A 22871-nucleotide genomic window follows, 5' to 3' on the forward strand; every position below is an offset into this window, starting at 1 on the left:
GATCATCATCCACGCGTCGGGTAAACAGACGCGTATTGCACTGCTCGAAAACAACGAACTCGCCCAACTATTCATAGAATCCGATGAGAACCAGCGCACGGTAGGCAACATCTACCTCGCCAGGGTTCACAAGGTGATGGCCGGCATCCGCGCCGCCTTCATTGACATGGGCACCCCCAAGGACGCCTTCCTTCACTTCTCCGACGCCGGGGACCATCTCAGGGAGTATGTTCAGATGCTTAATGGACGGGACGCCATCAACCCGCGTGTCCGCGCTCAGCTGGAGAAGACCAACTTTGACAAAATCTCCAACTACGAGAAGCAGAACTGGGCTGGAAAGATCCTGCAGCCCGGCCAGCAGGTCATGGTGCAGATCGTCAAGGAACCCATCGGTTCCAAGGGGCCCCGCGTTTCCACCGACATTACCATCGCCGGACGCTTCCTGGTGCTCATTCCCATGGGCGACTATGTGGCCGCCTCCCGCAAAATCAACAACTACAAGGAGCGCCGCCGCCTCAAAGGCATCGTAGGATCCATGCTGCCGGAGGGTTTCGGAGTGATCATTCGCACCGTGGCCCAGGAACAGGACAAGCAGGCCATCGAGGACGACATGCGCAATGTGCTCAAGAAGTGGGAGCGCATTCTGGAGCGCCTGGAAGAGTCCAAGCCCACCTCCCTGCTCTACAAAGATCTAGACATGACCGAGAGCCTGGTACGGGACCTCTTCGCCAAGCAGTACGATCGCGTACTCATCGACGATCCCAAGATGCACAAGAAGATCAAGAACTATGTGGGGCAGATCGCCCCGCAGATGATTCCCAACGTGGAGCTCTACAACGGCAGGGAGCACATCTTCAACTACATGAACATTGCCAAGGATGTGGACTCCATTTTCTCGGCGCGGGTACGTATGCCCTCCGGAGGCTACCTGATCTTCGAACAGACCGAAGCCATGTATGTGGTGGACGTCAACTCAGGTCCCTATGCAGCCAAGAAGCGCCAGGAGGACAACTCCCTGAAGACCAACCTGGAGGCCGCCCGCGAGGTGGCCAAGCAGCTCCGGCTGCGCGACATCGGCGGAATTATCGTGGTAGACTTCATCGACCTGCGCAGCGACAAAAACCGCAAGAAGATCTACGACGAGATACAGAAGGAATTCAAGAAAGACCCGGCCAAGACCAACGTCATCGGGATGAGCGACTTTGGCGTGGTGCAGATCACCCGGCAGCGTATCCGTCCCAGCGTGGTCAACTCCGTCTCCAAGATCTGTCCCATGTGCGGCGGCTCGGGCAACGTGGTCACCCAGAACACCATCGTGGCCGACCTGGACGCATGGCTCAGCAAGTTTCGCCACAACACCGGCTACCGGGCGGTGGACATCTACATCAATCCCTACCTGAAGTCGTTCCTGGAGAAGGGCTTCATCAGCATCAAATGGAAATGGATGCTTCGCTACAAGGTGAAAATCTCCCTTGTCACCGACGAAACCATCTCCCTGAACGAATTCAAGGCTACCCTGGCCGGCTCCGACATCGACATCACGACCGTGGTGATGCGCGGCGAAAATCTGGAGGAGGTGATCGCCGACGCACATGAGGAGCTGGAGGAGCTCGACTCGGGCAAACCGCGGCGGGGACGCGACAAGCTGGATTACGACGATGAAGAGGAGGAGGGCGGACCCTCCACCAACGGGAGGGAGCACCTACCCGAACGTCCCACGGGGAACAGCTTCGGCTCGAAGTATTAATGAGGCCAACTAGAACGCGAGGCAGACGTCTGAACGCAAACATTCTCGATGAGCATATCCCCTCTTAAAGCCACCACCGTGGTGGGCGTCATCCACAACGGGGAGGCCGCCATCGGCAGCGACGGACAAGCAACCATGGACAAGACCGTCATGAAGGCCACCGTCACCAAGGTGAGACGGCTCTACGAAGGCAAAATCGCGGCCGGATTCGCCGGATCCACCGCCGACGCCTTTACGCTCTTCGAGAAGTACGAAGAGAAGCTGGAGCAATACAACGGTAACCTGAAGCGGGCCGCCGTCGAGATGGCCAAGGAGTGGCGCAGCGACAAATTCCTGCGCAAGCTCGAAGCCCTGCTGGTGGTCATGAATCGCGATCAGGCCCTGCTCATTTCCGGACAGGGCGATGTGATCGAGCCCGACGACCAACTTCTGGCCATCGGAAGCGGGGGATCCTACGCCCTGGCGGCCGCCCGCGCCCTCAAAAACAACGCGCAGAATTTAAGTGCCCGCGAGATCGTTGAAAAATCGCTGCACATCGCAGCCGATATCGACATCTATACGAATCACAACCTGAGCATCCTCGAGATAGAAGAATAGACTGTGAGCCCATTCCAACAGACCGTCAAACAACAGAATCTCACCCCGCGGCAAATCGTCTCGGAACTGGACAAGTACATCATCGGCCAGCATGAGGCCAAACGCTCCGTGGCCATCGCGCTGCGAAACCGCTGGCGCCGCATGCACTCCGATGAGGAGCTGCGTGATGAAATCCTCCCCAACAACATCCTTCTCATCGGGCCCACCGGCGTGGGCAAGACCGAAATCGCCCGCCGGCTGGCCCGGCTGGCCGACGCCCCCTTCATCAAGGTGGAAGCCTCCAAATTTACCGAGGTGGGCTATGTGGGACGCGATGTGGAGTCGATGATCCGCGATCTGTGCGACATCTCCGTAAACATGGTGAAGGAGGAGATGCAGGAGCGGGTGCGCGAAAAGGCCGAGAAGATCGTAGAGGAGCGTATACTGGACATTCTCATCCCTCCCGTAACCAAGGGAGGCGAGAACAACAGCAAACCGGGTTTCCAAAAAAAGGACGGCGACTTCAATCCCGAGCAGGCCAGCGACCGCGAACTCAACCAGCGCACGCGCGAGAAGTTCCGCGAGAAGCTGCGCAACGGCGAGCTGGAAGACCGCAAGATCGAGATCGAGGTGAAATCCAGCCGCGCTCCCATGATGCAGGTCTTTGGTCCACAGGGCGGCATGGAGGAGATGGGCATCAACCTGCAGGACATGCTGGGCAACCTGGGCGGTAAAAACAAGACCAAGCGGAATGTCACCATCGAGGAAGCCCGCGAGATTCTCCTGGACGAGGAAGCCGAAAAGCTGATCGATCACGAATCGGCCGTGCAGGAGGCCCTTGAGCGGGTGCAGACCCAGGCCATCGTCTTCATCGACGAGATCGACAAGGTGGCCGAATCGAGCAGTGACGGCAAGAGGGGCGGCGGCGGACCCGACGTGAGCCGCCAGGGCGTGCAGCGCGATCTGCTGCCCATCATAGAGGGCAGCAACGTCTCCACCAAGCATGGTATGGTCAAAACCGACCACATCCTCTTCATTGGCTCCGGCGCCTTTCATGTCTCCAAGCCGTCGGACCTGATTCCTGAGCTGCAGGGACGCATGCCCATCCGCGTGGAGCTGAATTCCCTGACCGAAGACGACTTTTTCGACATTCTCACCAAACCCAAGAACGCCCTTACCAAGCAGTACCAGGCCATGCTGGCCGCCGAGGGCGTGACCATCGAATTCACCGGCGAGGCCCTGCGCGAAGTGGCCTCCATTGCGGCCCAGGTGAACCAGGCCGTCGAGAATATCGGGGCGCGAAGGCTGCATACCATCCTCTCCTCCCTGCTCGACGAGCTGCTCTTCGCTGTGCCGGACGACATCGGCAGCGGGGAGATCACCATCGACCGCGACTACGTGAACAAACAGCTGGACGACCTTGTTAAGGACAAGGATCTGAGCCACTATATACTCTGAACCGTCCCGGGCGTTACGGCCGCAGGACACGCGCCCGTGCGGCCCGGGTATTCGGTCTACAGTTGCTTATAACCGCAGAAAGAGGGTTATTACCCGTTGCGGCCCTTTTTAAAAGCCGTCGTAAATAATTTGACCTTACCTGCGTTCTTGAACGAAACGGAACCCTACGGATAGCTTTCATGACCTTGAAAAAATTTGCAGCCCCCAATATCGCCGTCCTGCTTCTCCTGTCCCTTTTCTGGATCGGGGGGATAGACCGCGTCGTGCAGACGGACGAGGACGAGCTCAAAAAGAACCTGATGAAGTACGTGCAGACCACCAAGAGCGTACAGGACAATTACGTGGAGCCGGTGAGTCTCACCTCACTCTTTAAAAGCGGTATCAAGGGACTGGTCAAAAACCTGGATGACAGCACCGCCACCCTGGAGGGCACGCCGGCCGACACCACCTTTTCCGGGGAGCTTGACATCAGCAGCATCACCGAATCCACCCGTCGCTTCGAGAACGCCTACCTCTACCTGGCCAACAACTACCCGGACGAAAACATGACCGAGCGTACGGAGGATGCCATACGCAGTCTTCTGAGCACCCTAGATCCCCACTCCATCTACCTGGAACCCGAAATAAGCGAGCAGGAGCAGGAGGCCTTCGAAGGTAAATTCCAGGGCATTGGCATCCAGTTTAACATCATACAGGACACCATTACCGTGGTGACGGCCATTAGCGGTGGGCCCAGCGATCAGCTGGGAATCCGCTCGGGTGACCGCATCATCGCCATCGAAGACAGCAGCGCCCTCGGCTTTCAAAACGAGGACGTTCGCAATGCTCTGCGCGGACCCAAGGGCAGCGAAGTTGACGTGACCATCAAACGGCCCGGAACCTCAGGCACCCTCAAATACACCATTACGCGCGATGAGATTCCGCTCCATACGGTAGACGCGTCCTACATGCTGGACGAGCAGACCGGCTACATTAAAATCAGCCGCTTCGCCGCCACCACCCACGAGGAGTTCATGACGGCCATGCGCAAACTGGAAGATCTGGGCATGGAGCGGCTGATGCTCGACCTGCGCGGCAACGGCGGGGGGTACATGAGCCAGGCCGTGGCCATCGCCGAAGAATTTTTTCCCGGCGGCACCAAATTGGTCTCCACCAAGAGCCGCCACGCTCGTTTTACCCAGGACTACTTCTCCAGCCGCACCGGCAACTACACCGATATGCCCGTCATCGTGATGGTCAACGAAACCTCGGCCTCCGCCAGCGAAATCGTCAGCGGGGCCATTCAGGATCACGACCGCGGACTGATCGTCGGCAAGCGTACCTACGGGAAGGGCCTGGTGCAGCAGCAGTACGCCCTCTACGACACCAGCACCATAAGAGTGACCATCTCACGCTACTACACCCCCTCCGGCCGGCTTATCCAGAAACCCTATGCTGACGGGCGCGAGAATTACGTCTACGAAATATACCAGCGTGATAATGCCAGCAGCGACGCCATGGAGTTCACCGAGCACGTGCCCGACTCCCTGAAGTATCACACGGATGCGGGCCGTACCGTCTACGGGGGAGGCGGGATCGTCCCCGACCACCCCATCCAGGAGGATACCACCCAGTCGGCCGCTGTGGTTAATTTCATGCGCGGCAAGCAGGTGGCCTTTGACTTCGTACGGCAGTACCTCGACGAAAACGGCGACACCTTTCGATCCGAATGGGCAAACGACTACGAAGGTTTCCGGGAGCAGTTCCAGTGGACCGATGCGCAGATGGACCAGGTCTACGGCATGCTGCGCGAAAACAACATGGTGGTCACCGACACCGTCCAGAGCCCTGAATTCCGTTCCGATTCCCTGATGGTGCCGCCCGGCCATTTCGAGAAAGTTCGCTGGATGTCCGAAGGAATCATGAAGGCCGAATTGGCCCTGCAGGTCTGGGACCGCAAGCACTACTTTCCCGTGTTCAACGACGTCTTCGACAACATGCTCGACAAGGCCATGAACCTGTGGGACGAAGTGCGGGCACTCGAAGAATACGCCGCCGCCCACACCACCGGCGTCAATCGCGGGGAAGGCGGCTGAGGCAGGCCCCTCCCTTCCACCCTACCCTTCCGGCAGCATGCGGCTGAGCAGAGCCACAGCGGCGGTCTCCGTCCTCAGGCGATAACCGCCCAAGCGTACCGGCTCGGCACCCGCCTCCAGGGCATGTCGCATCTCCTCCTCCGAAAATCCCCCCTCCGGTCCCACCAGCAACAGGAAGCTGTCCCCCTCCCTGTCAGGAAGTTCTTCAGGATATCCGCCCTCCCCCTGGCGGGCGAGCAACGGGCGGGTATCTGGATGACTCTCCAGCACCTGCGCAAGAGAATCGTGCAGCGTGATCCCGGGCAGCCAGGCGCGCCGGCTCTGCTTCATGGCGGCCAGGGCCGCAGACTCCAGGCGGTCCATGCGCACATTCTCCTTGACCGTATGCTGGCTGCGGAAGAGAGCCACGTCCCCCGCACCCAGCTCCACCGCCTTCTCGACGGCAAATTCCATGCGGTCCCTTTTTTTCAGGATTCCCATGGCCAGCACGCAGTAAGGGTCCGGGCGCGGCAGCTCCTCGCGGGAGGCCCACTCCACGATCACCCCATTCTTGCCTGCGGAGACGACGCTGCCCTGGTAGCGAGTGCCCCGTCCATCAGCGACTGCCACCGGATCGCCCGGCCCCAGGCGCAGTACCCGCGCGGCGTGATGTGCCTCCTGTCCCTCGAGCCGTATACGGCGGCCGGATACCTGTACGGGGGGAGCATAGAATAGCGGTCCCATTTATACGTCCTCCTTTTTCCGGTAAAACTCGCCGGGCTCGAATACCGTCCTGCCGCTGCACAGCAGGTGCGCAACGTAGGGTTCGCAGAGGCCGCAGCTGTCGGAACAGTAGGACCTCTCCTTGAGGACCTCCACCGAGTCGATGTCGTTGCGGCGCGCGTAATCCCGAATCTCTTCGAAAGAGCGATTGCGGCAGATGCACCGATCAACCTTGTAGCGTGACATGCGCGTGCGTGGACCTGGCGTTGCGGTTACTGTTTGAAGTGCTTGCCCAGCTTGAGTCCCTGTCCCTGGTAGTTGCTCTCGATATCCTCCCCGTAGATATACTCGGGAACTTCGGTGTTGGGCTCAAAGCGCATGCTGCAGAAGGTCTGCCCGTCCTCGATCAGGAAGGGCACGTCGTGGGATCGCACCTCCAGCACGGCGCGTGCGCCGCCCGCCTTCACGCTGCCGCCGAAGCCGCTGTCAAAGAAGCCCGCATAGTGGGTGCGCAGCTCCCCGGAGCCGGTGTCGTAGGCAATCATTTCGGCGGCCAGGGTCTCCGGTATGCGGCATCGCTCCTTGGAGGCAAAGATGTAGAAGGCCTCGGGTTCCAGGATCAGATGGTCGTCGCGGCGCGCTTGGATGGGCTCCCAGAAATCGGCCACCTCGTAGTGACCCACCTTCTCCAGGTCGATGATGTCGCGGTGCTTTCGCGCCTTGTAGCCTACGATGTCCCGGCCGCCGCCCAGCAGGTTCACGCTCAGGAAGAGTCCGCTGCTTACCTTCACCTCGTCCAACGGCAGGGGATCGCCTGCCGCATTGAAGAGCAGGGGATCGGTGCCGTGGGTGTGCAGGATATCCTGGTCGCTGAGCACCTGGTGTCCATGGCGTATACGCAGCTGGTTCAGCCGCTGGCCCGTTTGCACCCGGATGGGAAAGGACTTGGGCACCACCTCCAGGAAAAGGGGTCCGCTGTAGCCCGGCCGCACCTCCTCGAAACGGTGGGAGCCGTCGGTGACCACCCGCGTGAAGATGTCCAGGCGGCCCGTGGTACTCTTGGGATTGGCCTTGGCCGAGAGACGTTCTTCGGAGACGATACGAAAGTATTCCTCGGAATCACCGTTGAAAAGAGACTTCTGCGGTGAGATCTGGGCCGGCAGGTGCACCTCCTCCAGCAGGGGGATGATATAGACGCAGTTGGTTTCCAGGATGGCCCCGCCCTCCAGGGATATTTCGTACTGGCGGAGTTTGTCCAGCTTGTCCTGCACGCTTTCGTCTTCGGGCAGGAAGCTGCTGCGCACGCGGTAGGCGGTCTCTCCCAGGCGCAGGTCAATGGAGTTGGGCTGAAACTGGTCCTCCTCGATGGGATAACCCTCCCGCCCGCGGATCACGCCGGCCTCCACCAGCGTGCGGAGCTTCTGCACGGGCAGGATGCCCTTGGTACGAAAATAGACGTCGTTGGAAACTTCGCTCACGGCCGGCCTCACAAAAGGGGTTCGGCGCCGGCCATCTCGTGGATCTTCTTCCACTCGGTTCCGGTGACCGGGGTGATGGAGAGGCGAAAGCGGTTCAGCAGCACCATGTCCTGCAGGGTGGGCTCCCCCTTGACGGCGTCGCGGGTGACGGGATCGTCGAATTTCTGCACAAACTCCACATCCACCAGCTCCCAGGTGGGGTCCGACTCGCTGCTGTCTTCGTCAAAATATTTGGAGTCGGGGTTGAACTGGGTGGGATCCGGGTACGGCTCGCTGGCCACCTTCATCGTGCCCACGATGACCGGGGGACGCACCTGCGAGTGGTAGAACAGGATGCCGTCGCCCACCTGCATATCGTCTCTCATATGGTTGCGGGCCTCGTAGTTGCGGATGCCGTCCCAGGGCTCCGTACCCACCTCCTGCAGGTCGTCAATGCTGAATGCGTCCGGCTCCGATTTCATCAGCCAGTACTGTCGGTCGCTCATAGGAAGTCGCTGCTAATTGTTATCTTTTCAAATGCCCTTGAATATAGAAGTTAGAACAGAGAATTCAGAATGAACTACCTCTTTTGGAGTGGCGGCAAGGACGCCTTCCTGGCCTGGCATTTCTGGCGCGAGCGCCGGCCCGAGGCGGAACTCACCCTGCTGACCACCTACAACGAAGAGACCGGGGTGGTGCCCCACCAGCAGATCCCGATGGAGAACATCCGCCGGCAGGCCGGGATGATGGCTCTGCCCCTGGCGGAGGTGGCCCTGCCCCCGGAATGTCCCAATGAAACCTACCTGGAGAAGGTGCGGGAGGCCTTTGCCGAGCACGGACAGCCCGGCGAGCTGATCTTCGGCGACTGGAAGCTGGAGGAGGTACGCGCCTGGCGGGAGAAGCATTTCGGGGAGCGGTGCCGGTTTCCCATCTGGAAAAAGGACCTTGACGAGCTTATGACGCTGCTCACACTGCTGCCGGTGGAGGTGCGCATCAGCGCGGTGCGCGAGGAGTTCCGCCACCTGCTCAAGCCCGGGGAGCGCTATGGCCAGGGACTGGTGCGCCAGCTGCTGCACCTGGGCGGGGAGATCGATCCCATGGGCGAAAACGGGGAGTTCCACACGGAGGTGCGGTTCGCCGATCCGCCGAAGCCGGTGTGAAGCCCGTGCGCCTGCCGGCGCCGGAGGGAGAGGACGAATCAGCCGGAACGGCCGTAGCGGTCGAGGTACCACTGCAGGGTCTCCCGCAGGCGGTCCTGGAAACTGCCCTCGGCCTTCCAGCCCAGCTCGCCCTTGATCTTGGAGGCGTCGATGGCGTAGCGGAAGTCGTGTCCCGGCCGGTCCTCCACAAAGGTGATCAGCGACTCGTGCCCGCCTTCGGGCGCATCGTCCGTCAGCTCGTCGAGCTGCCGGCACATGAGGCGCACCAAATCGATGTTCTTCCACTCGTTGTCGCCCCCCACGTTGTAGGTCTCCCCGGAGCGCCCTTCCCGGAAGGCGAGGTCGAGGGCCCGGCAGTGGTCGACCACGTAGAGCCAGTCGCGCACGTTCTCCCCGCGCCCGTAGACGGGAATATCGTCGTGCGCCAGGGCCGTGCGGATCACCGTGGGAATGAGTTTCTCGTCGTGCTGGTGCGGGCCAAAGTTGTTGGAGCAGTTGGTGGTCACCACATTCATGCCGTAGGTGTGATGGTAGGAGCGCACCAGAAAATCGCTGCCCGCCTTGGTGGCCGAATAGGGCGAATTGGGGGCATAGGGAGTGGTTTCGGAGAAGGCGCCCTCATCACCCAGGGTGCCGTAGACCTCGTCGGTGGAGACGTGCAGGAAGCGGCTGTCGGACCAGCGCTCCTGGTCGCCGCTCCAGAGCCGGCGGCACTCCTCCAGCAGGTTGAACGTGCCCACCACGTTGGAGAGCACAAACGGTTCGGGTCCCTTGATGGAGTTGTCCACGTGCGATTCGGCCGCCAGGTGAAATATCCCCCGGGGTTCAAAGTCGTGCACAGCCTTGCGCACGGCCTCGCGGTCGACCAGGTCGATCTTCTTGAAGTAGTAGCGTCCGGACGATTTCACCGGCTCCAGGTACTCGGGGTTGGAGGCGTAGGTGAGCTTGTCCAGGTTGAGGATCTCCCAGTCGGGGTGCTCCTCGAGCAGGTGCATGATGAGATTGGATCCGATAAAGCCGGCTCCGCCGGTCACGATGATACGCATGTCAAAACAGGTCTTTGAAGGTTACTTCGTTAAGGGTGGGCAGCTCGCGATCCTTTTCGGAGAGGACGGGGTCCTCCACCTGCCAGTCGATGGCCAGGTCGGGATCGTCCCAGCGAATGCCCCGCTCCCCCTTCGGAAAATAGTAATCGCTGCACTTGTAATACACCACGGCGCTTTCGGAGAGCACGGAAAAGCCGTGGGCAAAGCCCTCGGGTATGTAGAGCTGGTACATGTTGGTGCCCGAAAGGCGGTGGGCCGTATGCAGCCCGTAGGTGGTGGACCCCTCGCGTAGGTCCACCGCCACGTCGAGGATCTCCCCGCTCACGGCCATCACCAGCTTGGCCTGCGGGTGCTCGATCTGGTAATGTAGCCCGCGCACTACACCCTGCCGGGAGCGGGAGAGGTTGTCCTGCACGAAGTCCAGGTCCGCGGGAAATTCCTCACGCCGGTAGGTCTCGGTAAAAAAACCGCGGTCGTCGTCGTACTTCTCCGGCACCAGCAGGAGTACGCCGTTGAGAGGGGTTCGTTGAATATTCATGTGGGGCGTCAGCTTTCGTGGTTTTCCTTGAGTTCCTCCAGCAGCGAGCCGAGCCCCTCTTCCCAGGAGGCCATGGGGCGGCCGGTCGCCTCCTCCAGCCTGCGGCAGCAGAGCTTGGAGAAGGCGGGCCGGCGGGCTCTGCTCTCAAAGGCCTCCGAGGAGACCGCCTCCAGCTCCACCTCCAGCCCGGCCCGATCGAAGATGGCCTCCGCAAAATCGTGCCAGGTGAGGATGCCGGCGGAGCTGCAGTGCCAGGTGCCCTCCGCCCCATCTTCCATCAGTGCCAGGCTGCGGCGCACCGCCTGCCGGGTGAAGGTGGGGCTACCCCACTGGTCGTCCACCACCTGCAAATGGTCCCGTTCACTCGCCAGCCGCAGCATGGTTTTCACGAAGTTGCCGCCGCCGGCCCCGCAGAGCCACGACAGGCGCAGGATGAGGTGCCGGCAGCCGGAGGCGCGGATGGCCTCCTCACCCCGCCACTTGGTCTCCCCGTACCAGTTGAGGGGACTTGTGCGGTCCTCCTCGCGGTAGCCCTCCGGGCGACGCGCGCGGTCGTCGGCGCGGCCGGGAAAAACATAGTCGGTGGAGTAGTGCATCAGCATGATGCCACGTTCTGCGCAAAGATCTGCCAGGGCGCCCACGGCTTCGGCGTTGACCTGCAGGGCGCGGTCGCGCTCCTCCTCGGCACGGTCCACCGCCGTATAGGCGGCGCAGTTAACCACCGCGTGGGGCTCCTCCCGGTCCAGTTCAGCACTCACGGCCCCGGCGTCGGTAATGTCCAGCCCGGAGGCGTCACGGGGCGCCAGACGCAAACCGGAACCCTCCGGCGAACGGGCGTGGCGTACCCACTCCACTCCCAACTGTCCTCTGGCGCCCGTAAGCAGTATATTCATCAATAATTTCGTATCATTAAGCAATGTTGAGGGGCCCGCAGTCCGCATCAGGAGGGACACGGAAGAGAACACGGCAAACCGCCTGTAAATATATTGCGTATATCAAGAACTTCACAACGACTTCCGGGAAAGGGCACAGCCGCCGGAACACACAGACTTTCCCGCTAAAGAAGAATGGTTACAGGGTCGATAATTGCCGTAAAAACAACCTCTTGCGGCCCTCCGAGGTTAAGACATTCTAATTGAGGGCTGAGGGCGGCACTCGTTATTTTTTTATACTTCGGTGGATTCCCAATATCGCCCCATGCGTAGCCTGACCTTACTCCGTACCCTGGTACCCCTGCTGGCTCTCCTGTTCGGCGTGAGCGTGGGATCGGTCTATGCGCAGCCGGAAGACATCACGCTCCAGTACAAAAACAACAACGCCAACAACCCCACGCAGTCGCCCCAGCCCCACATGCGGCTGATCAACAACGGGTCGTCCACCCTTAACCTGTCGGACCTCACCATCCGCTACTGGTTTACCTCCGAGCCTTCGGGACAGGACGTCTACGCCCTTTACTCGGCGGCCGTGGGCAACGGCGAGGTGAACGGCACCTTCGGGACGGTCAACGGCCAACGCTACCTGGAGATCAGCTTCACCTCCAACGCGGAGATTCCGGGCTACCTGGGCGGCAACGGCAATCCCAACGACTTCCCGGCGGGTGCAAGCACAGGCAATATTCAGAATTCCTTCCACGACGACGGCTGGAATAACTACGACCAGAGCGACGACTTCTCCTTCGACCCGAACGAGACCTCCTACCCGGGCAACACCACCACCGCCAACAACACCAACATTACGGTGTACTACCAGGGCAGCCTGGTATCGGGATCGGGTCCCCCGGGCACGGCACAGGCCGAGGAGATGAGCATTACCCAGCAGCCCACCGGCGGCACAGCCGGGCAGATCTTTTCGCCGCCCCCCACCGTGCTGCTGGAAGACGCCAATGGCAACCCGGTGGAGGGCGTAGAAGTGACCGTCACCCTCAACCAGGGCAGCTTTGCGGGGGGCAGCACCACCATACTGACTACCGACGCCAGCGGAGAAGCCACCTTTGACGACCTGAGCATCAACACGGCCAACACCGGCTATGAGCTCACTTTTGACGCCGCCGCCGACCTGGTTTCCGACGAAGTCTCCAATTCCTTCAGCATTAGCGCCGCGGCGGCCGACCAGATCTCCATCTCCCAGCAGCCTCCCGCCTCCACTGCCGCGGGACAGACCCTCTCTTCCGCCCCGGCCGTGACCATCACCGACGCCTTCGGCAACCCGGTCTCCGGCTCCGACATCACCATCACCCTCAACAAGAACAGTTTTGCCTCCGGCACTCTCACCCGAAGTACCAACAGCTCGGGTGTGGCCGCCTTCAATGACCTGGTGATCACGACCAAGGCCACCGGCTACAAGATCACCTTCGACCCGGCCGCGGGGGGACTGTCCGACCGCATCACGGGCAACTTTGCCATCACGGAAGCAGCCGCCAGCCAGATGAGCGTCACCACCCAGCCGGGGGAATCGGTAACCAACGGAACGGTCGAGGGTCCCCCCACGGTGCGGGTGACCGACACCTACGGCAACGGCATATCCGGGGTGAACGTAACCGTTTCAGAGACAGGGGGCTACACCTTCGACGCCGGCACGCTGACGCGCGCCACCGGCTCCAACGGCTTCGCCGCCTTCGACGACCTGGAGATCCATACCGCCGACACCGGCTACCAGCTTACCTTCGACGCATCAGCCGGCGGGGTGTCGAACGTCAATTCCAACACCTTCGATGTGGTCTCGTCAGGCGGCAGTATGACGGTGAATGCCAGTCCCGGACAGAGCATCGCCGGAGTGACCCTCTCCCCCTCCCCGCAGGTGACCCTGGAAGACGATCAGGGGAATCCCCTCTCGGGCGTGGACATCACGGTCACCCTTAATCAGAACAGCTTCGCGTCGGGCACCCTCACGCGCACCACCAACGGTTCGGGCGTAGCCACTTTCAACGACCTGGTGGTCACCGCCGCCGAGAGCGGCTACCAGATCACCTTTGACGCCGACCAGACGGGCGTAGCCAACGCCTACACCTCCAGCTTCGAGGTGGTGGCGGCTAGCGCCTCCTCTATGAGCATGGAGACCCAGCCGGTCAACACCTCCTCAGGCAGCATCCTGGGGGGACCACCGGCCGTTACGCTCGTCGACACCTACGGCAACCCCGTCTCCGGGGTGGACATTACGGTCACCCTCAACCAGAACAGCTTCGCCTCGGGCACCACCGTGGTGGCGACCGACGCCGGCGGGGAGGCCGAATTCAATGACCTGGTGATCAGCACGGCCGATACCGGCTACGAACTCACCTTCGACGCGGACGCCAGCGGGGTTTCCAACGTGATCTCCAACAACTTTAACGTCACGGCGGGCTCGGCCAGCAACATGTCCATCTCCCAGCAGCCGACGCAGTCCACTGCCGGGGTGACCCTCTCCCCCGCCCCGGCCGTGACCCTTACCGACGGGCAGGGCAATCCCGTTCAGGGCGTGAGCGTGACGGTTAGCCTCAACAAGAACAGCTTTTCTGGGGGCAGCACCACCGTAGTCAACACCAATTCCAGCGGGGTGGCCACTTTCGGCAACCTGAAAATCGGCACGGCCGCCTCCGCCTACCAGCTCACCTTCAGCGCCAGCGGGGTAAGTAACGCCGTCTCCAACACCTTCAACGTGGTGCAGCCCAACCCGGCCTTCGGCTCCATCACCGTGGAGTACAAGAATGACAATACCAGCAGCACCTCCCAGCAGCTCGAGCCCTGGATGCGTCTCAACAACGAAAGCAACGTAGACATCAACCTGAGCGACCTGACCGTGCGCTACTGGTTTACCTCCGAACCGCCGGGGCAGGACGTGCACGTGGTGGATTTCGCGGAGATGACCAATGACGATAGCAACATCACCGGTACCTTCGGCACCATCGACGGAAACCACTTCCTGGAAGTCGGTTTCGACTCGGATATCGTGGTGCCTATCGGACTGGGCGGCGATGGCAGCACGCCGGACCTCTTTCCGGTCAACGCCAATACGGGCGCCATCCAGCAGCGCATCCACGACGACGGCTTCGCCAACTACGACCAGACCAACGACTACTCCTACGACGCCACTAAGACCAGCTACACCGAACACGACAAGATCACCATCTACTACAAGGGCAGCCTGGTCTGGGGCACCCCGCCCTCCGGCGCTGCCGAAGCGGAGGAGATGACCATCACCCAGCAGCCCACCGGCACAACCGCAGGGCAGTCTCTCTCCCCCTCGCCCACCGTGCTGCTGGAAGACGCCCAGGGCAACCCGGTGGAGGGCGTGGACGTGACGGTGACCGTCAACCAGAACTCCTTCAGCGGGGGAAGCACGACTGTGGTGACCTCCAACGCCAGCGGGGAGGCTGTCTTCGATAATCTGAGTTTCCAGAACGCGGCCTCCGGCTACGAGCTTACTTTTAATGCCGACGCGAACCTGGTAGACAACAAGACCTCCAACTCTTTTACCATCAGCGCCGCGGCAGCCAGCCAGATGAGTATCACGCAGCAGCCTCCCTCTTCGGCGACCGCCGGCGCCACACTGAATCCGGCGCCCAAGGTCACCCTCACCGACGCCTACGGCAACGTAAAATCGGGCGAGAACGTGACGGTCTCCCTCAATAAGAACAGCTTCTCCTCGGGTACACTGACCCGCACCACCAACAGTTCAGGGGTGATCACCTTTTCGGGACTGGTCATCACCGCTGCCGCCTCGGGCTACAAAATCGTATTCGACGCCGCCGCCTCCGGCGTAGCCAACAAGGAGTCCAATACCTTTACCGTCAACCCCGCCGCGGCCAGTACGGCCACCATCACCACCCAGCCCGGGGAATCGGTGACCACGGGCTCGGTCGAGGGGCCTCCGGCGGTCAAGATCACCGACACCTACGGCAACCCCATTTCAGGGGTTAATGTCACTGTTTCAGAGACCGGAGGCTACACCTTTGACGCAGGAACGCTGACCAGGGCAACCGGCTCAAACGGTATCGCCACCTTCAATGACCTGGAGATTCACAGCGCCGCCTCCGGCTACCAGCTTACCTTCGAACCGGCGCCGGGCAGCGTCTCCAGCCTCAACTCCAACACCTTTACCGTAGTAGAGCCCGCAGGCTCGATGACCATCGACGCCGAGCCGGGTCAGACCACCGCGGGACAGACGCTGAGTCCCGCACCCTCGGTCACCCTGGTGGACGGCCAGGACAATCCCCTCCAAGGGGTAAACATTACCGTGAGCGTCAACCAGAACAGCTTTGCATCGGGGACCGTAACCGTGCAGACCAACAGTTCGGGCGTGGCCACCTTCAGCGACCTGGTGATCGAGGCGGCGGCCTCCGGCTACCAGATCACCTTCGATGCCGACGAGACGGGAGTACCCAATGTGGTGACCAGCTCCTTCGAGGTGGTGGCGGCCAACGCCACCGCACTGAACATTACCACCCAGCCGGCCAACACCGAAACGGGAAATACCCTGGAGGGTCCCCCTGCGGTGGTCCTGACCGACAACTTCGGCAACCCCGTGCAGGGCACCAATATTACGGTCAGCCTGAACAAGAACAGCTTCGATTCGGGCACCACCACCCTGGCGACGGACGGATCCGGTGAGGCGGTATTCGACGACCTGGTCATCTCCACTATCGCCACGGGCTACGAGCTCAGCTTTGACCCCGATGCCCAATACGTCTCCAATGCCCTCTCTGACGATTTTGACGTGACGGCAGGGGCGGCGGACGACCTGGAGATCACCACGCAACCCAGCGAATCCACCTCCGACGTAACCATCTCCCCGGCCCCGGTGGTGCTGGTGACCGACGGCGGCGGCAACCCGGTTTCAGGAATAAATGTGAGCGTCAGTCTGAACAAGAGCAACTTTACGGGAGGAAGCACTACCGTAGCCACCAGCGACGCCAGCGGCGAGGCCGTTTTCAACAACCTGAGCATCAGCACGGCCGACACAGGCTACGAATTGAGTTTCAGCACCACCGGCCTCACCTCAGTCACCTCCGACGCCTTTGAAGTGGTGCAGCCCAATCCGCCCTTCGGCAGCATTCGCCTGCAGTACCGGAACAATGCAACCAACACCACCAGCGAGACCATCCAGCCCTGGATCAAGATTTTCAACGACAGCAACCTGGACATCAACCTAAGCGACCTGACCGTGCGCTACTGGTTTACCTCCGAACCTGCCGGATCGGATGAGTATGTGGTAGACTTCGCCGAGATGACCAACGACGAAAGCAACTTCAGCGGATCCTTCAATACCGAGGAGGGGCGCTACTTTCTGGAAGTCGGTTTCGACTCGGATATCGTGGTGCCTATCGGACTGGGCGGCGACGGAAGCACGCCCAACCTCTTTCCCGCCTCGGCCTCCACGGGCGGCATCCAGCAGCGCATTCACGACGACAATTTCCAGAATTACGACCAGAGCGACGACTATTCCTTCAATCCCACCATCACCAACTACTCCGACTTCGACTCCATCAACGTCTACTACAAGGGACAGTTGATCTGGGGCGACGCACCGCCCATGACCGAGACCTATTACAGCCGGCAGACCGGCAGCTGGGGCAACGCCACCAACTGGTCCACTGTCAGCCACACTGGCGCCGTGGCCACCGTGCCTCCGGGCCCCGAGGACGAGGTGATCATCGGCAGCGGACACAAGATTACCCTGACCGACAACATAACCAACGATAATTCGGTCACCGTCTCCGGGACCGGCAAGCTCTACACGGGCAACTGGGTGCTGGACGGCACGGGAGATTTCGTACTGGAGCCAGACGGTACGCTGCAGGTGGGCTCAGTCAACGGAATCAACGCAAACATCTCCTCCGGCAGCATCCAGAGCGATGGCACGCGCAGCTACAGCGCTTCGGCCGATTACATCTTCCAGGCCGGGTCACCCCAGACCACCGGCGACGGGCTCCCCGCCACCCTGCAGGGCGATCTGACCATCGACAATTCCACCGGCGTGACGGCCGACAAATCCTACGAGGTAAACGGCACGCTTTTCCTCAATAGCGGTCCCTTCATCTTCGAAGACGGCGACGAGCTGCTCGCCAACGACAAGACGGTCAGCTCAGGCGAGCTTACCTTCCGCCTGGAAGTGGACAGCCCGCGCGGCTACCGCCTGCTCTCCTCCCCCATTGACACCGATTTCGATAACTTCCTGGACGGCGTACACACCCAGGGCTTCACCGGGGCGACCTACGGCACCAGCTACCAGCCCAACGTGCTCTGGTACGACGAAACCTACGAGGGTACCGACAACCAGCGCTGGCGGGCCCCCTCCAACATTACAGACGACGTGGGCACCGGCCGCGGCTACCACGTCTACATGTTCGGCGACATCCCATCCGACAGCGACTACAACGACCCTTTCCCCTACACCCTGGAGGTGAACGGGCAGGAACACGAGGGACCGGTGGACCTGAATGTCACCTTCACGGCGGCCGCCGACAGCGGCTGGAACCTGGTGGGCAACCCCTACGGGGCCACGCTGGACTGGGAAGACGCCTCGTGGACCAAAACGAATATCGATCCCAACATTTACGTGTGGGATCCCGCTACCAACCAGTACAAAACATGGAACGGCGCGGCCGGTGACATTACCGACGGACTCATCGCCCCCTTCCAGGGCTTCTGGGTGAAGGCCAACGACACCAATCCGCAGCTGGTGGCCAGCGAAAACGCCAAGACCACCGGCGGCGAGTTCATCGGAAGCGACCCGGCGGCGGGCGCGGAGCGGCCCGAGGTCCCCAGTATCAGCCTGCGCGCCTACCATTCGAAGAACCTGCAGTCTACCGTGCACTTCTCCTTTACCGAGGACGGCACGACCGAGCTCGACCGCATGGATGCCTACAAGCTGCTCCCGCCTCCCAACGTCACCGACTACGTGGAGGCCTACTCGCGGGCAGAGAACCGCGAGCGCCTGGCCATCAGCAACCTGCCCCGCTGGTTCGGCAAGGTGATTGAAGTTCCCATCGAGGTAAATGCTTACCGCGACGGACAGCCCCTGGCCGACGAGCTCTGGCTGAAAGTAGACAAGGTACGCAACCTCCCCAACCACTGGGAAGCCGAGCTGGTGCACCAGGCCAGCGGGAAACGCATCGCCGTGAACAACCTCAGGGACTCCATCCGGGTTTCCCTTGAACACCTGGCCGGACAGCAGGCGCTGGCGGCCCCAGCCACGGGCGGCACCATCACCACCAACGACGAACGAAACCACGTTCGATTTACCCTGCGCATACAGTCCATCCAGGTCACCTCCGACTCCCCGCAGCAGTACGAGGTGGGCAACAACTATCCCAACCCCTTCTCGGAATCCACGAACCTGCGCTTCGGAACCCCGCGCGAGGGGCGCGTGCGCCTGCACGTTTACACCGTGATGGGACGGAAGGTCGAAACGCTGGTGGACGAGGTACTGCCGGCGGGCTACCATGAGGTGCCCTGGCGGCCGAGGGGACTCTCCAGCGGGGTCTACCTCATCGTGCTGGAATCGGAGCATGGCGCGGCCAGTGGCAAGGTGACCTACATCAAGCAATAATCATGGGTGCCAGAGCATTATAATGTGCTAATTCCAGTAATTAGTCCGCAATGTTAAATGAATATTGAAAAATCTTTGTTAAATTATATAGGAGTGCCTGGATCATCCCGGACGGGGACATCTGAATTGGTTGTCTGCCGGGAGAGACGGTAGTGTCAAATGTTGACTGACCGCACATGTTAAATTACTACACGGCAAAAATAACGAGTTTTGCGACGCTGAGGCACGCCTTGGGGGCGATCCTATTTATATTTTTGTTGCTGGCTGGATTCAGTTACACGACACATGCTCAGGACAATATCCCCCGTTCTTCCAGTGCTTCTGCCGAGGTATCTGCAAATATCCTGGAAATCAACATAACGCTGGTCACCTTGCGAGATATTCAATTTGACAGGGTGCAGCCCAGTCAAGGCATTATATCGGTGAATCCCGTCAGTAATTCCAATGCCGGACTTATGATGGCGGACGGATCCCCCAACACCCCTATCAGCGTAAGATTCCAGCGGCAGGTTACCCTCGTACACCAAACAGGCGTGAACACCCTGCAGTTTGAATACCAGCTCTCGGGTTATTCGGAAAGAAACCAGTCTGCTTCGGAACTCGTCGCGGGCAATTCGCAGAACTTCCGTCTGAACGAGGATGGCGAATTCTACATATGGGTAGGAGGCCGGGTGGATATCACCAATGCAGTGAGCGGTAACTACGAAGGTGATTTAACCGTGGAGGTCGAATATATTTGAGGTACTGCATATACCTGATATGCCTGTGCGTTCTGTGTATGCTGGCACCCAGCCAGGGTACAGCCCAGGAAATCGATTTCAGTCAGTTTGGAAGTTACACGATTACCCTTGAACCCGTTCCGGGCTATGAATCCCTTGATTTTGGATCGGTAATCAACGGAGAGGGTAATGTTTCCGTTGACTTGGGTGACGATCCCGGAATGGCGGTACTCTCGATCACCGGTGTCAAATATCTGGACGTGGTGGTCACCATCACCAAACCTGACGCCCTTCTGCCTATCGACCCCGGTGTTACAGACGAAATTCCGTTCACCACCCTGGAAGCAGCATACGCCAACCACGGAGACAACGACTACCTCAAAGCCAAGATGATGGGAAACCTTCAAGCCCGATTCCCCATACTTGAGCGACAGTTTCTGCCACCCGGACCACCGCCGGATCCCCCCATTGAAGGGGTGTCACCTCCCTCGGAGACTGCCTATATCTATTTATGGGGGAGTATAAATGTAGGCAACGTAGCTGCAGGAGACTATTCAGCCACCATTGACATCACCGTGGAATACAACTGATCGTCCCATGGCTGTTCCAAAGCGCATACGAACACATTCGAAGCGTCTGATTTTCCTTTGGATAGCAGCTTTTATGCTGGTATTGCTTCCCGCAGAAAAATCGGAGGCGCAATTCCTGCGCATCGTTATGGAAGTGGAACCGGAGCTCAGTGCCCAGACCCTGCAGCCCCTGGATTTTGGTCAGCTGTATCAGAACGCAGGCCCCATCGAGGTTAATATGGGAGAGAATAATATGGGTATTTTCACCGTCATGGGATATCCGAACCAGAGCGTACGTGTATCTCTGCATAGCCCCGAGTTGCTTCGTCACGCCGACAGATCCTTTTCTGACAGCCTGAATATATCCATCCGTGCAGCCTACGCCAACCGTGGAGTAAACCGTATAGAAGACGCCCGTTTGTTTAATGGAAATACAGCTCAATTTCAAATGATGGAGAGTACCGGGGGCCTTACTCCCACCCAGATGATGCAAAATGCCACCGCATATATATTTATTTTTGGAAGCATATCGGTTGGCGATGTGCAGCCTGGTCATTACGATGGTATGGTCGTCATGGAAGTAGAATATCTTTAAGTAAGGGGAAAAATTGTGCGATAACACTTGTTGAATCTTAGTTACGGAACCTATAATATGCTGTTCATTTTGAATATTTGGTCTTACGGTACATGAAAACAGTATCCAAATCCCTGCTCATAGTATTTTTGGCCACCCTTTTTGGGACTGTTCAGGGTACAGCTCAGATTACCATAGCTCCCACCACCCTGTATCTGGATGACCAGAACCGTTTCGGTACCATGCTTGTACTTAACGGTTCCAGCCAACCCCAGGAAGTAAGCATTGAATTTGAATTTGGTTATTTGGCGGCGGATTCAGCCGGAAATCCCGAAATGGTTTACGATGATTCGCTGGCGGCCTCCGAGAAGTCCGTCGCGGATCGCATTCTGGGCTTTCCCAGCAACTTTACCCTCCAGCCTAACCAACGCCAGGTGGTCAGATTGACCGTACGCAATACCGGCAGCCTGGCCGACGGCACCTACTGGTCCCGCATACGGACTATTTCCAACCCTGTCAGCCCCTCCATTGAAGAGCAGACATCCGAGGGCATCTCCGCGCAAATCAACTTCCGGTTTGAGCAGGTAACCACCGCCTTTTTTAAAAAAGGAAATGTCACAACCGGCCTGGATTTTGGTGAGAGCAACGTATCTATTACTGACGATACCGGAATTATTCATACCCGGATGAGCCAGACCGGGAATTCCCCATACATCGGTACCATGAATCTTCGTATTCTCAACGAGCAAGGGGACCTTGTAACCGAAAGCAGCAGCACCGTCGCCATCTATTTCACGACGCAGCGCCAGTTCCAGTTCGATGCCAGCGAGATGCCCCCCGGGACCTACACGGCCGAAATGGTCTTTGAGACCACCCGAACCTCCATTGATGATGCCGAAATGGTGCAGGCGAGCCCCATCAATCACACCGTTACCTTCCGTATGCAATGACTACGGGCTTTTATTACTTAAAACCTGCATTTCCCCTTACAGGCTATCATAAAGGAATTTATTCGCCCCCCCATTAAAAATATTTAATTCACAATGCCGTGGATTAAGGCATTTTAACTTTCTGGTATGCACGCCAATAGCTATTATTACGGGTGAAATTCTCCAACACTTCAAACCAATGCAAGGACAGAGTCATGAAGAAATTACTCACCATTACCTTTATTCTCCTGCTCTTCAGCTATTCCGGGGAAGTATTTGCCCAAGACAGCGACAATACAACCGCTGACGCCCGCGTACTCGCTGATATCACCGTAACCGCTAACCGCGGCTTGAATTTCGGCGATCTCACCGCTACCGCGCAGACGCCTTCCATTTCACCGGGCGACGGAACGGACGATGCCCAGTTCGAAGTGGAAGCCGACGAATCCTCGAGCGTTACTCTTGAGTTCACGCAGCTACCCGAAGGAGCCAGTGGTGGCGACGGCAGTACTTTTACTTACTATATAGAAAACGGTGCCGGCGATGACATGGAAATGACCTTTGCCGCCACCGACGCCGCATGGACGAACAACGACACATTTACCGGCGAAACCTCCTTTGATCCGACGAGTGCCACTCCCACCGCCACCATTGACGGCGACGGAACCATCTACGTATGGCTCGGCGGTGACCTGGCTGTTACAAGTGGGCAAGCCTCAGGCGACTACACCGGTACCATCACGCTGGAAGCCACCTACAACTAGTTCCCACTTTTCCCTTTGTACGCTTAAAAGA

18 protein-coding genes are annotated in these 22871 nt (G+C 59.5%); 11 read left to right on the forward strand and 7 right to left on the reverse strand.

The window, feature by feature from the left end:
• Position 1: 1 nt before the first annotated feature.
• From U5K31_03885 to U5K31_03900, 4 genes are all read left to right on the forward strand, one after another.
• Positions 2–1747, forward strand: a complete 1746-nt coding sequence (locus U5K31_03885) for an Rne/Rng family ribonuclease (protein MDZ7771866.1) — start codon at positions 2–4, stop codon at positions 1745–1747.
• A gap of 48 nt (positions 1748–1795) precedes the next feature.
• Positions 1796–2344, forward strand: a complete 549-nt coding sequence (gene hslV / locus U5K31_03890; GenBank protein ID MDZ7771867.1) for an ATP-dependent protease subunit HslV — start codon at positions 1796–1798, stop codon at positions 2342–2344.
• Between the two features lie 3 nt (positions 2345–2347).
• Entirely contained in the window at positions 2348–3781 is a 1434-nt protein-coding gene (gene hslU, locus U5K31_03895) for an ATP-dependent protease ATPase subunit HslU (protein ID MDZ7771868.1), read from the forward strand.
• A 179-nt stretch (positions 3782–3960) separates the two neighbouring features.
• Positions 3961–5856: a S41 family peptidase gene (locus U5K31_03900; protein MDZ7771869.1), complete on the forward strand. Its 1896-nt coding sequence runs from the start codon at positions 3961–3963 to the stop codon at positions 5854–5856.
• A gap of 21 nt (positions 5857–5877) precedes the next feature.
• Here U5K31_03900 and U5K31_03905 read toward each other — a convergent pair whose 3' ends face one another.
• The 4 genes from U5K31_03905 to U5K31_03920 are packed head-to-tail and all read right to left on the reverse strand — an operon-like array spanning position 5878 to position 8521.
• The gene (locus U5K31_03905) at positions 5878–6579 is read right to left on the reverse strand and encodes an RsmE family RNA methyltransferase (GenBank protein MDZ7771870.1); all 702 of its coding nucleotides are present in this window, start codon (positions 6577–6579) and stop codon (positions 5878–5880) included.
• Complete coding sequence (locus U5K31_03910; protein MDZ7771871.1) at positions 6580–6804, reverse strand: (2Fe-2S)-binding protein; 225 nt, start codon at positions 6802–6804, stop codon at positions 6580–6582. It lies immediately after the preceding gene.
• Between the two features lie 26 nt (positions 6805–6830).
• Entirely contained in the window at positions 6831–8036 is a 1206-nt protein-coding gene (locus U5K31_03915) for a 2'-deoxycytidine 5'-triphosphate deaminase (protein ID MDZ7771872.1), read from the reverse strand.
• A gap of 8 nt (positions 8037–8044) precedes the next feature.
• Positions 8045–8521, reverse strand: coding sequence for an EVE domain-containing protein (locus U5K31_03920; GenBank protein MDZ7771873.1), 477 nt, complete (start codon positions 8519–8521; stop codon positions 8045–8047).
• 69 nt (positions 8522–8590) lie between these two features.
• Here U5K31_03920 and U5K31_03925 point away from each other — a divergent pair, with 69 nt between their 5' ends.
• Positions 8591–9175 (forward strand): hypothetical protein, encoded by a 585-nt coding sequence (locus tag U5K31_03925; protein ID MDZ7771874.1) that lies wholly within the window; start codon positions 8591–8593, stop codon positions 9173–9175.
• Between the two features lie 38 nt (positions 9176–9213).
• Here the strand turns inward: U5K31_03925 and rfbB are convergent, their stop codons facing one another.
• Genes rfbB through rfbD form a run of 3 tightly spaced genes read right to left on the reverse strand, consistent with a single transcriptional unit; the run spans position 9214 to position 11652 of the window.
• Positions 9214–10221: a dTDP-glucose 4,6-dehydratase gene (rfbB, locus tag U5K31_03930; GenBank protein MDZ7771875.1), complete on the reverse strand. Its 1008-nt coding sequence runs from the start codon at positions 10219–10221 to the stop codon at positions 9214–9216.
• Between the two features lies 1 nt (position 10222).
• Positions 10223–10759: a dTDP-4-dehydrorhamnose 3,5-epimerase gene (rfbC, locus tag U5K31_03935; protein ID MDZ7771876.1), complete on the reverse strand. Its 537-nt coding sequence runs from the start codon at positions 10757–10759 to the stop codon at positions 10223–10225.
• Positions 10760–10767: 8 nt separating this feature from the next.
• Positions 10768–11652: a dTDP-4-dehydrorhamnose reductase gene (rfbD, locus tag U5K31_03940; protein ID MDZ7771877.1), complete on the reverse strand. Its 885-nt coding sequence runs from the start codon at positions 11650–11652 to the stop codon at positions 10768–10770.
• A 304-nt stretch (positions 11653–11956) separates the two neighbouring features.
• Between rfbD and U5K31_03945 the strand changes: the two genes are divergently transcribed.
• The 6 genes from U5K31_03945 to U5K31_03970 all read left to right on the forward strand — a co-directional run bounded on the left by U5K31_03945 (position 11957) and on the right by U5K31_03970 (position 22840).
• Positions 11957–19285, forward strand: coding sequence for a cellulose binding domain-containing protein (locus tag U5K31_03945; protein MDZ7771878.1), 7329 nt, complete (start codon positions 11957–11959; stop codon positions 19283–19285).
• A 176-nt stretch (positions 19286–19461) separates the two neighbouring features.
• Entirely contained in the window at positions 19462–20025 is a 564-nt protein-coding gene (locus tag U5K31_03950; protein ID MDZ7771879.1) for a hypothetical protein, read from the forward strand.
• 38 nt (positions 20026–20063) lie between these two features.
• A complete protein-coding gene (locus U5K31_03955; GenBank protein ID MDZ7771880.1) occupies positions 20064–20594 on the forward strand; it encodes a hypothetical protein in 531 nt (176 codons plus the stop codon).
• Positions 20595–20601: 7 nt separating this feature from the next.
• A complete protein-coding gene (locus U5K31_03960) occupies positions 20602–21168 on the forward strand; it encodes a hypothetical protein (GenBank protein ID MDZ7771881.1) in 567 nt (188 codons plus the stop codon).
• A gap of 128 nt (positions 21169–21296) precedes the next feature.
• Positions 21297–22097 carry a hypothetical protein gene (locus U5K31_03965; protein ID MDZ7771882.1) on the forward strand — a complete coding sequence of 267 codons (801 nt, stop codon included), beginning with the start codon at positions 21297–21299 and terminating at the stop codon, positions 22095–22097.
• A gap of 194 nt (positions 22098–22291) precedes the next feature.
• The gene (locus U5K31_03970; GenBank protein ID MDZ7771883.1) at positions 22292–22840 is read left to right on the forward strand and encodes a DUF4402 domain-containing protein; all 549 of its coding nucleotides are present in this window, start codon (positions 22292–22294) and stop codon (positions 22838–22840) included.
• The last annotated feature ends 31 nt before the right edge of the window (positions 22841–22871 follow it).

This window comes from Balneolaceae bacterium (genome assembly GCA_034521445.1).
In the GTDB taxonomy this organism is placed as follows: Bacteria; Bacteroidota; Rhodothermia; order Balneolales; family Balneolaceae; genus JAXHMM01.